This window comes from Streptomyces sp. NBC_01546, from assembly GCF_045208355.1.
Classification (GTDB): Bacteria; Actinomycetota; Actinomycetes; order Streptomycetales; family Streptomycetaceae; genus Streptomyces.
The window spans coordinates 731,112-745,682 of the sequence record NZ_CP109379.1 but is presented as its reverse complement, the minus strand read 5'-3'; the positions used below and the strand labels follow the sequence as shown (position 1 = coordinate 745,682).

Below are 14,571 nucleotides of genomic sequence, written 5' to 3'. Positions count from 1 at the left end.
CGAACCGGGGCCCCCCGCGGCCGGAGCCCCGCGCACCCTCCTTGCCATGGGCGCCACCGTCCACCGCACCCTCCTCGAGGCCGCCGCGCTCGAGCGGCTGCCCCGCGTCGCGGACACCGACACCGCGCTGCTCGTCACCGACTACCGGGCCGCCGACCCGCAGCTGCTCGCCCGCACCGAGGTCCTCTTCACCCACTGGGGCTCCCCGCTCCTCGACGAGGAGGCACTGCGCCGGCTGCCGGCCCTCAAGGCTGTCGTCCACGCCGCCGGGTCCGTCAAGCACCACATCACCCCGGCCGTCTGGGAGCGGGGCATCACCGTCTCCTCCGCCGCGGAGGCCAACGCCCGGCCCGTCGCCGAGTTCACCCTCGCAGCGATCCTGTTCGCGAACAAGCGGGTCCTGGACAGCGCCCGGCGCTACCGCCGCGAGCGCACGGCGTACGAACTCCTGCCCTACTTCGCCGGATACGGCAACTACCGGCGCACCGTGGGCATCGTCGGCGCCTCCCGCATCGGCCGCCGGGTCATCGAGCTGCTGCGCCCCTTCGACCTCGACGTGCTGCTCTACGACCCGTACGTGGACGCGCAGGAGGCCGCCGCCCTCGGCGTGTGCCCGCTCCCGCTGGACGAACTCGTCTCGCGCAGCGACGTGGTCTCCATCCACGCGCCCCAACTCCCCGAGACCCGCCACATGTTCGATGCGCAGCTGCTCGGGCGGCTCGCCGACGGGGCCACCCTCGTCAACACCGCGCGCGGCTCTCTCGTCGACACCGACGCCCTCGTCGCCGAACTGCGGACCGGCCGTATCCACGCCGTCATCGACGTCACCGACCCCGAAGAGCCCCCGGCCGGCTCGCCCCTCTTCACCCTGCCCAACGTGCTCCTCACCCCGCACATCGCGGGCTCCCTCGGCAACGAGCTGTCCCGTATGGCCCACTGGGCCATCGACGAGGTGGAACGCTACGCACACGGCCGGCCCTTCGCCCACGGCGTCGGCCCGGACGAGCTGCTGCGTTCGGCGTGACCGGCACGACCCCCCGTAGGAGAACAGCCAGCCATGACCAGCACCACCCGCGACACCGCGTACGTCGAAGACCGGGCCCCCGGCCGCGGCCGGCTCGCCCCCCGGGCGGCCCTCCACTCGGACGCCCCGAGCCTCGCACTCGACGGGCCCTGGCGCTTCCGCCTCGCCGCCGGACTCCACGACCTCAGCGCCGGGTTCGAAGCCCCGGGCTTCGACGATCACACCTGGGACGAGCTGCCCGTACCGTCCTGCTGGCAGCTGAACGGCTTCGGCGCACCCGCGTACACCAACGTCACCTACCCCTTCCCGGTGGACCCGCCCCACGTCCCCGACGAGAACCCGACGGGCGAGTACCGGCGCGCGTTCACCCTCCCCGAGCCCTGGCCCGCCGACCGCGCCGTCCTGCGCTTCGAGGGCGTCGACTCCTGCTTCGCGGTCTGGCTCAACGGGCAGCGGCTCGGCGACGGCAAGGGCAGCCGGCTCCCCACCGAGTTCGACGCCACCGGCGCCCTGCGCCCGGGCCGCAACCTCCTGGCCGTCCGCGTGCACCAGTGGTCCGCGGGCAGCTACCTGGAGGACCAGGACATGTGGTGGCTGTCCGGCATCTTCCGCCCGGTACGCCTCCTCGCCCGGCCGGCGCAGCGCCTCGACGACGTCTTCGTGCACGCGGACTACGACCACACCACCGGCCGGGGCACCCTCCGCGTGGAGACCACGGGAGCCGCCGCCCGCCTGCACGTGCCGGCGCTCGGCCTGCACGACGCCGACCCGGCCGGGCCGCACGCCTTCCCCGCCGTCGTCCCCTGGACCGCCGAGCAGCCGCACCTCTACGACGGCGAACTCGTCACCGCCGGCGAACGCGTGCGGATCCGCGTCGGCTTCCGCACCGTGACCGTCGAGGACGGGCGGCTCCAGGTCAACGGCCGTCCGCTGCTGCTGCGCGGGGTCAACCGCCACGAATGGGACCCGGAGAGCGGCCGCACCCTCTCGTACGCGACCATGCGCCACGACGTCCTGCTGATGAAGCGGCACAACATCAACGCCGTCCGCACCAGCCACTACCCGCCCGACAGCGCCTTCCTGGACCTGTGCGACGAACTCGGCCTCTGGGTCGTCGACGAATGCGACCTGGAGACGCACGGGTTCGAACCCGTCGGCTGGCACGCCAACCCGAGCGACGACCCGCGCTGGCAGGATGCGTACCTCGACCGGATGAGCCGCACGGTCGAACGGGACAAGAACCACCCCAGCGTCATCATGTGGTCCCTCGGCAACGAGAGCGGCACCGGCCGGAACCTCGCCGCCATGGCCGCGTGGACCCGGCGCCGGGACCCCTCCCGGCTCCTGCACTACGAGGGCGACCAGGACAGCGGTTACGCCGACGTCTACAGCCGGATGTACGCCGACCACGCCGAGACCGAACTGATCGGCCGCGGCGAGGAACCCGCCACCACGGACCCGGCGCTCGACGCACACCGGCGCGCCCTGCCCTTCATCCTGTGCGAGTACGCGCACGCCATGGGCAACGGACCCGGCGGACTGGCCGAGTACCAGCGGTTGTTCGAGCGGTACCCGCGCCTGCAGGGCGGCTTCGTCTGGGAGTGGATCGACCACGGCATCGCCCGGCGGACCGCAGACGGCCGCACCCGTCACGCGTACGGGGGCGACTTCGGCGAGCCCGTCCACGACGGGAACTTCGTCGCCGACGGGCTCCTCTTCCCCGACCGCACCCCCTCGCCCGGCCTGATCGAGTACAAGAAGGTGATCGAGCCCGTCACCATCGACCTGGACCCGGCGGGGGAGAGCATCCTGATCCGCAACGGGCACGACTTCCGCGACACCGGGCACCTCGGCTTCGACTGGCGGGCCGAGGACGAGGGCGAACCCCTCGCGCAGGGCCCGCTGGCGGTCCCCGTACTGCGGCCCGGCGAGCACACCCTCCTGCCGTGGCCCGCGCTGCCGCCCGCGAAGGACGGCGAACGGGCCTTCACCGTCACCGCCCGCCTCGCCCGGGACGAGCCCTGGGCCGGGGCGGGCCACGACATCGCCTGGGGCCAGGCGGTGTCGCCGCTGGCGCCGCCGCCGGTGCGACGGCGCGCACCCCTGTCACGGCAGGGCGCCGACGTCCTCGTCGGTCCCGGCCGGTTCGACGCGGCCACGGGCGGCCTGCGAGCCGTCGGCGGGCTGCCGCTCGACCGTCCGGTACTCGACCTGTGGCGCGCTCCCACCGACAACGACCGGCTCGGAGGCCGGGAGGCCGACGGCTGGCAGGCCCTCGGACTGCACCGGCTCACCACCCGGTTGACCGGGCTGGACGCCTCCGGCGACGCGCTGACCGTCACCACCCGGGTGGCGGCCGCGGGCACCGACGCCGCGATGCACACCACGTACCGCTGGCGCACCGACGGCTCCACGCTGTGGCTCGACCTCACCGTCGTACCGGAGGGGGACTGGCCGGGCGCGCTGCCGCGCATCGGGCTGCGCACGGCCCTGCCCGGCTGGATCGACACCGTGGACTGGTACGGACGCGGCCCGGGCGAGGCGTACCGCGACACGGCGGCCGCGGCGCGGCTGGGACGCCACCGTCACACGGTCGACGCGTTGCAGACCCCGTACGTGCGCCCGCAGGAGAACGGCAACCGGCATCAGGTCCGCTGGGCCCGGCTGACCGGGGCGGGCGGCGGACTGCTGGTGACCGGCGACCCCTGGTACGACCTCACCGCCCGCCGCTGGACGGCGGCCGAACTCGCCGCCGCCCGGCACACCACCGACCTCGTGCCGGGCGACCGCGTCCACCTGCACCTCGACGCCGCACACCACGGGATCGGCACGGCCTCCTGCGGTCCGGGCCCCCTGCCGGAGCACGAACTGCGCGCACGGCGGACGACGCTGCGGCTCGGCTTCGCGCCGCTGGACCGACCTCAGGCCTAGGCGAAGTCGCGCGCGAAGCCCTCGCGGAACCCGGGCCGCACGACCGCCTCGTCGAAGGCGCGCGCGGCGCGGGCGAGGGCGGCCTGGTTCTCCTGGGCGGCGGCGAGTTCGGCCAGATACGCGCGCAGGCTCAGTCCGCGGGCCGCGGCGAGCGCGGCGAGCCGGTCGTGGACATCGGTGTCGACCTCGACTGTGGTGGTGTCAGCCATGGTCCGAGTATGCGCCGTCCGGGGCCCCGACGGGGGTGGTTACGGCTTCGCTCACCGGGCAGGCGAGGAGGTGCGGCGGGAAGGACCCGCCGCCCGCCGAACCGAGGAGCTTTCGAGTGACGCAGCATGTATGGAGTTACCGGTCGACCTCGGGCCATCTGGCAGGCACCGACCTCACGGGCTACACGGTCGAGGCGACGGACGGCCACATCGGAAAGGTCGACCAGCACAACGACGAGGCCGGCGACGCCTATCTGGTGGTCGACACCGGCGTGTGGATCTTCGGCAGGGAGGTCCTCGTTCCGGCGGGCGCGGTGACCCGCATCGACCCGGAGATCCGGACCGTGTACGTGGACGGAACCAAGGAACAGATCAAGGCCGCCCCTGAGTTCCACCGGGAGCAGCACCTCGGCGACCCCGGCTACCGCGACGTGCTGGTCACGTACTGGGGCTTCGCGGGCCCGTTCGGCGGCCCGTTCGGCGGGAACCGCGTCTAGGCCGGGGTCCCCGGGGCGGCCTGCCGACCTCCTCCAGGATCCCCCTGACCAGGTTCGACGTCTGCTCTCCCGGCCACAGCGGCGCCGGCAGGGCGGCCAGCAGCTCTGCGGCCCGCGCGTCTCCGAGGCCGGCCAGCAGCCGTGGAACGTCGAGCAGATAGTCGCCGAAGGTGTTCGGGTCGAAGAGCGCGGGCAGGGCGCGCAGGAGGTCGGCGGCGTGCGGGTCGCCGAGCCCGACCAGTGCCCTGGCGGCATTCACCCGGCTCGGGTCCGGGACCTCGGGACACAGTGCCAGGAGGTGGAGGGCGTGGGCGGCGCGGCGGTCGCCCAGGCCGGCCAGCGCCACGGCGGCCGCCAACTGGTCCCGGGTGGAGAGGGCCCGGGCCCAGATGAGCGCGTGCAGCTGTTCGGCGGCGGCCGGTTCGTCCAGCGCGGCCAGTGCCGTCGCCGCCTCCACACGTGGGGAGCCGCTGATGCCCGGGTCCCGGGAGAGGGCGAGGAGCAGGCCGTGGCTGCGGGGATCCCCGAGCGCCGCCAGCTGCTTCGCCGCGCGGACGCGATCGTGTTGACCCTCGCCCCGGTTGGCGGCGAGTGAGTGGAACACCTCGGCGGCGCGCGGGTCGCCGATGCCTGCCAGCGCCACACCGGCCTCCAAACGGGCCTGCCCCGGCCCGCCGGAGGAGAGGCCGAGGGCGTGCAGGCGGTCGGCCCCACGGGGATCACCCGCGGAGACCAGCGCCCCGGCCGCTCTGACGCGCACCGCCTGTTGCACGTTCACGTCCAGCGAGACGGACAGGAGCGAGGCGGGGCCCCGTGGGTCGCCGCGGGTGGCCAGTGCCTCGGCGGCCGCCACACGGTACGCGGCGGGCATGTCCGGTGCCAGGCACAGTGCGTACAGCGCGTCCAGGGCACGGGGGTCGCCCAGTTCGGCCGCGGATTCGGCGGCCGGGACACGGTCGCGGCCGGAGGAGGACCCGGCGAGGGCGATCGCGAGGAACAGGCCCGCGGCGCGGGGGTCGCCGATCGTGGCCAGCGCCGCGGCGGCGTCGCGGCGGACCTTGCTGGAGACGACCGGGTCCCCGGAAACGACGACGAGCGAGGCGGGGCCCCGGGGATCCCCGTACTCGACCAGGGCCCCGGCCACCCGAAACCGATCGAACTCCGGGCAGGACGCATCGACGGCGAAGCCGTACAGGAGATCCGGTCCCCGGGGGTCTCCGAGACGGGTCAGCGCCTCGGCGGCCTGGGTGCGGATGCGGGCACTGAACTCGGGGCCCGTGTAAGCGTGGAGGCGCCCCGCTGCCGTGGCGACCACGTCGTCGGGAACGCGGGTCCCCATGTGGGCCTGGGCGGCCACGAACTCCCAGCCGGGCAGCCCGCCCCGCGACGCCAGGCGCCGGAGCGGTGACCTGCGCAGGCCGAGACCGGCGTCGTGCGCGGCGTCGAGGAGGAACCCGGTCGAGGAGGAATCGGTCGGCGGCGCCCAGTACCGCAGGCCCCACGCGCGCGGCCGGACCCCGGGTGGTGTCCCCCTGGCGTAGACGGACATCGGAACCGCAGGCCGGCATCTGCGGGGCTGGTGGAAGGCCCGCCGGATGGCCCGCGCACCCTCCTTCGGGTCGCGCAGGACATGGCGGGCGGCCAGGTGTTCCAGCAGCGTCTGGTGGAGGAAGACGAGGTCGCCGCCGCGCGGGATCAGCAGGCCGCCGCGCCGGGCGGCGGTGTCCAGGAACGCCCGCCAGTCGCCCTCCGGCACCCGCGCGGGCCGCCGCGCCCGCGGCTGCTCGCACAGGACGTCGAGCGCGGGCCGGATGTTCCCGGCGTGGCGTTCGGCCGCGAGGCGGGCGATCAGTTCGGGGAGGTGGTCGAGCGTCTCCTCGGCGGCGGCGAGCGCCCCGGGTCCGTAGCGGCCGAGGCCCGCGGTCAGCACGGGCAGGCCGTGCGAACCGGCCCGGTGCTGCTGGCGGTGGAGCAGGTCGACGAACTTGCGGTAGAGCTGCCCGCGCCCGGCGGGCAACGGCTGGTCCGGGGCGGCCGCGTGGAGCTGGCACAGCATCGCGGTCATCAGCGGCACCTGTGCGAGCGCCGCGAGCCGGGTCTGTTCCAACGCCCGCAGGAACCGCCGCGTCGTACCCTCGGGGTCCGCCACCTCCAGGCACCGGAACCAGTTCCCGGCGATCAGCGGCAGGTCGTCCCGGCCGAAGGGCTGGAGGGCGTAGTGGGGCACGTCGGTGCCCAGGAGGTCGAGTTCCCGCCCTGGCAGCGGGCGGGTGGCGACGATGAACCGGTACAGACCGGCATGCTCCCCGCCGGAGGCGTCCGCGAGGCGGCGCAACACCTTGCGCCGGGCGGCCGCGTCGGTGACCTCGTCCAGCCCGTCCACCAGGACCAGCCAGCCCGCCCCCGGCTGCGGCTCGGAGCCGAAGAAGGCCGCCGGCAGCTTCTCCACCAGTCCCTCCAGCTCCCGGTTCACGGAGGCGGCGAGGGCGTCCGCCAGCGGGGCGTCGACGAGGTCGGCGGCGGGTACCAGCACGGGCACGCTCTCCTCGCCCCGCCCCTTCAGCCACCGGCCCGTGCCCCGGGCAAGCCAGGTCCGCAGCAGGCTCGACTTGCCGCCGCCGGGCCCCGCCAGGATCACGCACACCCGCCCGCCGGCCGGGACCTCGTCGGCCGGCACGGTGGCCGCCCCGGCAGCCTCGGCCGCGCGGCGCACCCGTTGCCGCAAGTAGACCGCGGCGAGCGGAGGCGTGGTGCCCGGCAGCACACCGGCGTACGGGTGCTCCCGCGCGGCGTCGCGGGCCGCGGCGAGGTAGCCGTCGATGCGGCGCGTCCGCACGTCCGCCCGCTCGCGCAGCCGGCGCAGCTCCACCAGGGCCGGTCCGGTGATCCCCAGGGCGCGGGCGAGCACGTCGAGCGTCGTGAGGGTGGGCACCGCCTTCGCGTTGAGGATGTTGCTCAGGGTCGACGGCTGGATGCCGGCGTCCCGGGCCACCTCGCTCTGCTTCCGCCCGGCCAGCGCGGTACGGATCCGGGCGATCAGCTCCCGGTGGGCGCCGCCCGGGACCTCGGTGCTCAGACCCTCCACCCAACACCCCTTGACCAGGCCGTACGTTCCGGTTCACATCACCCCTGTGAACGCCTGTCGAGGCTATCCCTGGTACTTCGAGGCCGGCCGGCCCTTGCCCGAACCGAAACCTTCGACGTACGAGGAGTACCCGTGAACCTCCAACTTGCCTTGATCGCCGCGCCCTTCGTGCTCGGCCTGCTCGTGCGCCTCGCCCTCGGGCCCCGCCGTGCACCGGCCGCCCTGGTACGCGGACTGCGGGACCTGGTGACCCTGCGGATGGTCCTGCGCGACAGCGACCCCGACGAGCGTGCCGGGCTGCTGGAAGCCCACCGCTCCTGGCGGGCCGAGCCCGTGCCCGGCCGGGAGCGCAAGGCGCGCACCCGGCGGGGCTGAGCCCTACGCGTTCTGCCGGGCGGGTTCGAGCAGGTTCTCGCGCAGGGCGGCGACGAGGGTGTCGTCCGCGCCCAGCAGGTCTGCCGCGTAGTCCCGTACGGACCCGTGCTCGCGCGTGAGGGCCGCGAGGAACAGGCGCATCACCTCGGCGGGCGCCCGCCCGTACCCCGGCCAGGCGGGTTCCTGGCCGGGGTGGTCCGCCCGCCAGTCCGCGAGCAGCCGGCCGGTCGCGAGTTCCGTGAGGGCGAAGTCCTCGACGATGACCTCCTCGGGAACCCCCAGCAGCGCCAGGACCAGCGCCGCCAGCAGACCGGTGCGGTCCTTGCCCGACGCGCAGTGGAAGGCCACCGGGCCCTCCTGGGCGGCGATCACCTCAAGCGCCCGGCGCAGTTCGCCGACGCCGTCGTGGGCGACTTCCATGTACCGCTCGGCGAGGTAGGGCCCGGTCTCGACCTCCGGGCCGAGGGCCGCCTGGTCGTAGGGGCGGTGTTCGATGCTGAGGTGGTGGTAGGCGAGTGACGGATGCCCGGGCACCCGTCCCTTCGCGTCGATCTCCCAGGAGTACCGCAGGTCGATGACCGCCTCGACGCCGAGCTCCAGGAAGCGTTCCCAGTCCTCGCCCCGCAGCTTGCCCAGGGAGTCGGACCGGAACAGCCGGCCCCAGCGCACCGTCAGGCCGTCCGCGGCCGTATAGCCGCCCAGGTCACGGAAGTTGTGCAGCCGCTCAAAGGTTATGTGTCTGTCCACAGGCGGCACTCTATGCCGCGACCGGCCGCCCTTCTCAGCCCGCCCACCGCCCGGTGAGGAAGGTGAGGGCGACCGTGGTGGCCAGCGGGGCCGCGACGCACAGGTACACCGTCAGAACCCGGGGGCGGCGGTGGCTCCAGGCGGCCAGGCCGATCCAGAGCGGCCACCACAGCAGGGTGGAACGGGGAATCGACGTGTACCAGTAGGAGGTGCCCAGCGCCCACAGGGTGAGGCCGATGTAGAGGGCCTCGGGCCAGCGGCGGCCTCGTACGAGCAGGACCAGGAGGATCACCCCGGCCAGCATGGCCAGGAGCTCGGCCTGCCACATCAGCGCGTAGCCGGTGGGGTGGAGGTGATGGAAGGCGGCGTTCCAGGTGTTGGCCCAGGCATCCCACGGCGCGTGGAAGTCCCGGTACCAGCCGCGCTCCTGGGCGTGCTTCCACGCCATCCAGTCGCCGGTCCCCGCCTCCAGGTACCAGCTGTACAGCACGGGGGAGAGGGCGGGCAGGCACAGCCAGGGAGCCGCGCGCCAGGCCCGGCTGCCCCGGGTGGTGAGCGCGAAGTGCAGGACGAGCGCGGCCACGAGGAAGAGCCCGGTGACGCGTACGGAGCAGGCCAGGCAGGCCAAGGCCCCGGCCGCAGGCCAGTTCCGGCGCTGGGCTGCCAGCCAGGCAGGCAGTGCCAGGGCCAGGAACAGCGCCTCGGTGTAGCCGGCGGCGAGGAACACGGCGCACGGCGAGAGCAGGAAGAACAGCACCGTACGCCGGCCCGCGTCCGGGTCGGGCAGGTGGCGGCGGGCGATGCGGGCCAGCGCCAGGACGGCGACGCCGCCCGCGACGAACGAGATGAGCGCTCCGGCCGCGGCCCAGTGCGGGACGACCGCGTGGACGGCGCGCAGGGTGAGGGGGAAGCCGGGGAGGAAGGCCTCCCTGTTGTCCCAGCCGACCGTCCACGGACCGGCCTGGTCGGGGAAGTAGCCGTCCTGGGCTATGTGGAGGTAGTGCCACCAGTCCCACTGCTGCCAGGGCGACAGGAACGAAGCGGGGTTCCGCGCCTGGTCGTCGGAGGGGAACAGCCAGCGGGCGGCTCCCGCGGTGGTCCACAGGCCGACGCGGGTCAGCACGTAGAGCCACAGCACCTCGCGGTCCGCACGGCCGGGGCGCCACGCGAACACCGGGCGGCGCACCGCGGGCCTGCGGGGAACCTCGACAGGCCGGGGCGGGGCGGAAACGGACATGGGTGGATCTCCTGCTCGGCTGAAGGCGTGCGGAACCGCCGGCCGTGGTTCCGGGGCCGGTGTCCGCTGATGGGGAGGGAGGGGTTACTGAGGCGGGTACGACGTGGCGGTGGATCTGCCCGGACCCGAAGTCGTGGGCGGCGGGGCGGGCGGTGACGTCGTCACGCCCGGTGAGGTCGAAGCGCCGGGCGTGGCCGAAGCGCCCGGCGCGGTCGGCACGGGGGACGGCGGCACGGGAGAGGGGGTGGTCGCCGGGAGGGTCGGGCTCGAGTCGTGCGGCAGCAGCGTCGACAGGGCGGCGCCGGTCCCGCCGAGGACCAGGAGGCAGGCGGCCGCCACGGAGACGATCCTGCGCCGTCGGGCCCGCTCCCCGCGCCGGGCGATGACGGAGACGGGCGGGAGACCGGCCCCGGACTGCCCCGCGGAGGCCGCTTCCCGGAACAGGGACCGCAGCGGATCGTGGGAGTCATGCATCGGGCGCCTCCTCAATGCGGGGGTCCTGCAGATGGCGGGAGAGGGTGGCCCGGCCCCGGGTGAGATGGGTCTTGACCGTGCTCGCGGACAGGGAGGTCTCGGCGGCGATCTGCTCGACCGTCAGATCGCACAGATAGTGCAGAGCCATCGTCCGGCGCTGCTTGAGGGGCAGGTGGCGCAACGCGTCGACGAGGGCGACGGCCTCCGGCCCCGGACCCTCCACATGACCGGCGGGGGCAGTGCGCTGCCAGGCGTCGGCGGTACGACGGCGCACGCGCCACCGGCTCACCGCGAGCCGCCACGCGACGGTGCGGATCCACGCCTCGGGCCGGCCGTCCCGGTCCAGCTGATGCCGTCTGCCCCAGCCTCTGACGAAGGCCTCCTGCACCACGTCCTGAGCCTCATGATGATCGCCGAGCATGACGTACAACTGACCTGTCAGCCGTCCCGCCGCGTGTGCGTAGAACTGTTCGAACTCCTCGACGGTCAAAAATCGCTCCCGAATCCATGTGACCCTCTCACCAGGCATACGCCCGCCGGACCGCATCCGGTCGACACGGAACACCGGGAAGAAGTGTGAGTGCCGTCACAGGGGCGCCGCGGTGCCGTGATGCGCGGGCGCGGCGCAGGGAGCGGCCTTCGGTCAGGACGGTTCGGTGAGTACGGACAGCACGTTGCCCGCCGGGTCCTTGAACCAGGCGATCGACGGCATGCCCTCGCCCTGCTCCCTGACGATGCCCTTGGCGTCGGCGTCGAAGTCCGGATAGCGCTCGAAGGTCACCCCGAGGGCCGTGAGCGCGTCGACGGTCTTGTCGATGTCGTCCACCGGGAAGTTGAGGACGGTGAACTCCGCCGGCCGGTGGTTGTCCTTGGGGTACAGCAGTACGGTGCCGCCGCCCCCGAGGTTCAGGAAGAGCATGCCGTTCTCCTCCGAGACCCGCAGGCCGAGCGTCCCGCCGTAGAACTCCTTGGCCTTCGTGATGTCGTCCACCGAGAACCCGCTGAACGCCTTGGTGTCCTGGAACATGATCACTCCCGTCGACGCGTCGGTCCCTCTCCCATCCTCCTCCCGGCGGCGTCAGCCCGCCTCGGGGTCGAGGCGGCGCAGCACGTCCCGAAGGGAGTGGCCGGTCTCGTTGTCCCGGACGGCGGGGTCCAGTCCGGCGGCCAGCAGGGCGGCGAGCCCGGGGGTGTCGCCGTGCCGCGCACGCTCGAACACTTCCCGCCGCAGCGGCCGCAGGGCGCGCGGCAGCCGCCCCCGCCCCGAGGCCCAGGCGCGCTGTACGGCGAAGCACCCGGAGACGTCGCCCCCGAACGCCAGCATGGCCTGCTCGCGCAGCTGCTCCCGGGCACTGTGCGGGACGCGCAGCTCCCCGTCGCGGAAGCCGACCAGGTGCCACTCGCCGCCGCATCTGACCCGCACCGGTTCCAGGACGGCGGGCGGGCCGGGCGGCCCGCAGGCGGGGCCCGATGCCGGGAAGAGGGCGGCCGCCACCAGCGGGTGGAGCTCCTCCGGCGCGAGGCGCCCGGTACGGACCAGCTGGAGGTCGGGCATGCGCCGCCATGCGATCCCCGGGACCGTGGCCAGTCCGGCGTCCCGGTGCGGACCCTCGGCGCGGGCGCGCAGAGCGGCGTCCGGCCCGGGGCCGGCCGGCTCGACCAGGACGTCACCGCGGTACCCGCCCGGTATCCGGAACCGGTCGGCGACCCCGGCCGCGAGCAGACGCCGCACTTCCCGGACGGTCCGCGGCAGGTCCATGGGAAGCGCCGCGATGACGGCTTCCGGCTCCCCGGGGCCCCAGCCGGAGTTGAGCGGCACGGCGGTCGGATCGACGTCCACACCGGCGGCCGCGAAGGCGCCCACGAGGTCCCCGCGGGCCTGGAGGACGGCGATCCACTCCTCCCGCGCGGCCGGATCGCCTCCGGAGCCGGGGTCGGTGTCGGGCAGCTCCCGTGGTCCGAGCGGAGTGCCGTCCGCGTGGAAGAACGGGAGCCGTTGCCCGCCGCCGCCCCCGCACCATGCGCGGAGTTCCGGGGCGTGCCGGGCGTCCCAGAAGTGGCGGGCCGCGGTCCAGTCCTTCACGAGGTATTCGGGCAGCAGGCCGGGGTCGTCGGCGTTGAGGAGGTCCAGGACCAGCCGCTGCGGACCGTCCCATGCCCCAGGGGTGCGGACGACCAGGTACGACGGCTGCGCGTGCGTCCGGAACCTGCGCCTGACGCCGCCGTGGGGGGCGAGGAGGACCACCCGGCGCGCGGCCAGCGTCGTGCCCCCGGACGCGGGCGCCCGGGGCAGGTGCCAGCGCAGCAGGTCGGGTGCCAGGTGGGCGAGGTCGTCCGCGACCGCGTCCCGTACGGCGGCGCCGTGCCGGTCCCCGATCCGCGCCAGGTCGAGTGCGACGTCCACGGCCGCGACCGCGCAGGCCGCGCGCCAGTCACCGGCCAGCCGGGCCTCGGTCGCGCCCTCGATCATCCAGCGCGGCACGGCGAAGCGCCGCACCCGGTGCCACAGGGCGACCTCCTCGACGGGGAGCCCGCCCACCAGCGGTTTTCTGCTCATGGTCAGCACCCTTCGAGGCAGGAGTGGGGGGCGGAAGCGGGGCGGGAGGCGGCAGGGCCGGTCGGATTCGAACCGACGTCCTCCGGCTGCGCAAGCCAGGTGCGACGACCTCTGCGCTACGGCCCTGCCGCCGGTGATCATAACGACGGGCTGCCGCCGGACATAGGTAGGAAATCCCCTACGTTTGACACGTAGGAAAATCCCTACCTATCGTGGGGGCATGAACATCACGCACGCTTCCTTCGTCACCCTCCCCGTCGCCGACCAGGACCGGGCCCTCGCCTTCTACACCGGCGTCCTGGGCTTCGAGGTCCGTGCCGACCGCCAGGTCGGCCCGGCGCGCTGGCTGCAGGTCGCCCCCGAGGGCGCGCAGACCGTCTTCACGCTCTCCGGCCCGGGGATGGGCGATTTCACGCCCGGCTCCGCCCGGGGGATCATGTTGGTCACGGCCGATGTCGACGCCGACTGCGCGAGGCTAGCGGCGGCCGGTCTCGAGGTGAACGGTCCGGACGAGGCCCCCTGGGGGCGAATGGCCGGTTTCCGCGACCTCGACGGCAACGCCCTGATGCTGCTCACGGAGAAGGAAGGCTTCTAGCGCCATGGTCACGACGGGTACCGCCGAGGACCGCGTGTTCGCCGCTCTCGCCAACGGCACCCGCCGCGAAGTCCTGCGCCTGCTGCGCGAGCGCGGCCCGCAGTCCGTCCAGTCCCTGGCCGACCACTTCGACATGCGCCGCCCCAGCCTCTCGGAACACCTGAAGGTGCTGCGGGAGGCCGGGCTCGTCGCGGAGGAGCGCGCCGGCCGCCAGCGCATCTACCGCCTCGAGGCCGCGCCGCTGGCCGACGTACAGGACTGGCTCCATCCGTACGAGCGGTTCTGGCGCGACAGGTTCAAGGGCCTGGGCGACCTCCTGGACCGCATGCCGGACGATGAGACATGACCTCAGCCTCCGAAGCGTCCGACCAGGGGTTCGACGAGGACCTCAGCACGGTCCGGGTCGACCAGTTCCTGCCGCATCCGCCCGCCAAGGTCTGGCGCGCCCTCACCGAGCCCGACCTGATCGCCCAGTGGCTCATGCCCTCGGACTTCCGCCTCGAAGTCGGCCACCGCTACACGATGACCTCGCTGCCCCGCCCGAACACGGGCTACTCCGGCACGACGGCGGCCGAGGTGCTCGCCTACGAGACCGGGCGGATGCTCTCGGTCCGCTGGACGGACGCCTCCGGCGGCCCCGATGCCGGCCGGGCCGACTGGACCATCACGTGGACGCTTGAACCGGAAGGCCGCGGAACCAGGCTCTTCCTCGTCCACGAGGGCTTCGACCCGGACGACCCGGCGCAGATGAGGGCCCGCACGATCATGGGCGGCGGCTGGCGCAGCCACGTCATGGACTCCCTGAGCGCCGTACTGGAGCGCCTCTGACCAAGCCAAGAG

At 74.0% G+C, this 14,571-nt stretch carries 15 protein-coding genes and 1 tRNA gene; 7 read left to right on the top strand and 9 right to left on the bottom strand.

Features of this window, described 5'->3' with window-relative positions; translation table 11 throughout:
• The first annotated feature begins 46 nt into the window (after window positions 1–46).
• Window positions 47–1,024 carry a hydroxyacid dehydrogenase gene (locus tag OHA89_RS03830; RefSeq protein ID WP_266615262.1) on the top strand — a complete coding sequence of 326 codons (978 nt, stop codon included), beginning with the start codon at window positions 47–49 and terminating at the stop codon, window positions 1,022–1,024.
• A 33-nt stretch (window positions 1,025–1,057) separates the two neighbouring features.
• Window positions 1,058–3,955 (top strand): glycoside hydrolase family 2 TIM barrel-domain containing protein, encoded by a 2,898-nt coding sequence (locus OHA89_RS03825; protein ID WP_406365226.1) that lies wholly within the window; start codon window positions 1,058–1,060, stop codon window positions 3,953–3,955.
• On the opposite strand, the gene OHA89_RS03820 is transcribed toward OHA89_RS03825, so the two are convergent.
• Window positions 3,952–4,164 carry an antitoxin MazE7 gene (locus tag OHA89_RS03820; RefSeq protein ID WP_215140491.1) on the bottom strand — a complete coding sequence of 71 codons (213 nt, stop codon included), beginning with the start codon at window positions 4,162–4,164 and terminating at the stop codon, window positions 3,952–3,954. The two genes, OHA89_RS03825 and OHA89_RS03820, sit on opposite strands and share 4 nt — an antisense overlap.
• Before the next feature lie 116 nt (window positions 4,165–4,280).
• Here OHA89_RS03820 and OHA89_RS03815 point away from each other — a divergent pair, with 116 nt between their 5' ends.
• Window positions 4,281–4,661, top strand: a complete 381-nt coding sequence (locus tag OHA89_RS03815) for a PRC-barrel domain-containing protein (protein ID WP_215140490.1) — start codon at window positions 4,281–4,283, stop codon at window positions 4,659–4,661.
• Here the strand turns inward: OHA89_RS03815 and OHA89_RS03810 are convergent.
• Window positions 4,603–7,746: an NACHT domain-containing protein gene (locus tag OHA89_RS03810; RefSeq protein WP_406365223.1), complete on the bottom strand. Its 3,144-nt coding sequence runs from the start codon at window positions 7,744–7,746 to the stop codon at window positions 4,603–4,605. The two genes, OHA89_RS03815 and OHA89_RS03810, sit on opposite strands and share 59 nt — an antisense overlap.
• A gap of 132 nt (window positions 7,747–7,878) precedes the next feature.
• Here OHA89_RS03810 and OHA89_RS03805 point away from each other — a divergent pair, with 132 nt between their 5' ends.
• Window positions 7,879–8,121: a hypothetical protein gene (locus OHA89_RS03805; RefSeq protein ID WP_406365221.1), complete on the top strand. Its 243-nt coding sequence runs from the start codon at window positions 7,879–7,881 to the stop codon at window positions 8,119–8,121.
• Window positions 8,122–8,124: 3 nt separating this feature from the next.
• Here OHA89_RS03805 and OHA89_RS03800 read toward each other — a convergent pair whose 3' ends face one another.
• From OHA89_RS03800 to OHA89_RS03770, 7 genes are all read right to left on the bottom strand, one after another.
• Window positions 8,125–8,868, bottom strand: coding sequence for a tyrosine-protein phosphatase (locus OHA89_RS03800; protein WP_266612852.1), 744 nt, complete (start codon window positions 8,866–8,868; stop codon window positions 8,125–8,127).
• Between the two features lie 34 nt (window positions 8,869–8,902).
• Complete coding sequence (locus OHA89_RS03795) at window positions 8,903–10,105, bottom strand: mannosyltransferase family protein (protein WP_406365219.1); 1,203 nt, start codon at window positions 10,103–10,105, stop codon at window positions 8,903–8,905.
• Between the two features lie 84 nt (window positions 10,106–10,189).
• On the bottom strand, window positions 10,190–10,579 hold the full coding sequence (locus tag OHA89_RS03790) for a hypothetical protein (protein ID WP_266612850.1): 390 nt from the start codon (window positions 10,577–10,579) through the stop codon (window positions 10,190–10,192).
• A complete protein-coding gene (locus OHA89_RS03785) occupies window positions 10,572–11,108 on the bottom strand; it encodes a SigE family RNA polymerase sigma factor (RefSeq protein ID WP_215140552.1) in 537 nt (178 codons plus the stop codon). The genes OHA89_RS03790 and OHA89_RS03785 overlap by 8 nt, the downstream gene beginning before the upstream one ends.
• Window positions 11,109–11,222: 114 nt before the next feature.
• The gene (locus OHA89_RS03780; protein ID WP_266612848.1) at window positions 11,223–11,606 is read right to left on the bottom strand and encodes a VOC family protein; all 384 of its coding nucleotides are present in this window, start codon (window positions 11,604–11,606) and stop codon (window positions 11,223–11,225) included.
• A 51-nt stretch (window positions 11,607–11,657) separates the two neighbouring features.
• Window positions 11,658–13,136, bottom strand: coding sequence for an ankyrin repeat domain-containing protein (locus OHA89_RS03775; RefSeq protein ID WP_406365216.1), 1,479 nt, complete (start codon window positions 13,134–13,136; stop codon window positions 11,658–11,660).
• Between the two features lie 52 nt (window positions 13,137–13,188).
• A tRNA-Arg gene (locus tag OHA89_RS03770) sits at window positions 13,189–13,262 on the bottom strand.
• Between the two features lie 94 nt (window positions 13,263–13,356).
• On the opposite strand from OHA89_RS03770, the gene OHA89_RS03765 reads away from it, so the two are divergent.
• From OHA89_RS03765 to OHA89_RS03755, 3 genes are read left to right on the top strand one after another with little or no spacing between them, the layout of a single operon-like run.
• Window positions 13,357–13,731 carry a VOC family protein gene (locus OHA89_RS03765; protein WP_406365214.1) on the top strand — a complete coding sequence of 125 codons (375 nt, stop codon included), beginning with the start codon at window positions 13,357–13,359 and terminating at the stop codon, window positions 13,729–13,731.
• Between the two features lie 4 nt (window positions 13,732–13,735).
• Window positions 13,736–14,077, top strand: coding sequence for an ArsR/SmtB family transcription factor (locus OHA89_RS03760; RefSeq protein WP_406365212.1), 342 nt, complete (start codon window positions 13,736–13,738; stop codon window positions 14,075–14,077).
• Entirely contained in the window at window positions 14,074–14,559 is a 486-nt protein-coding gene (locus OHA89_RS03755; protein WP_266612841.1) for an SRPBCC domain-containing protein, read from the top strand. The genes OHA89_RS03760 and OHA89_RS03755 overlap by 4 nt, the downstream gene beginning before the upstream one ends.
• Window positions 14,560–14,571 lie beyond the last annotated feature (12 nt).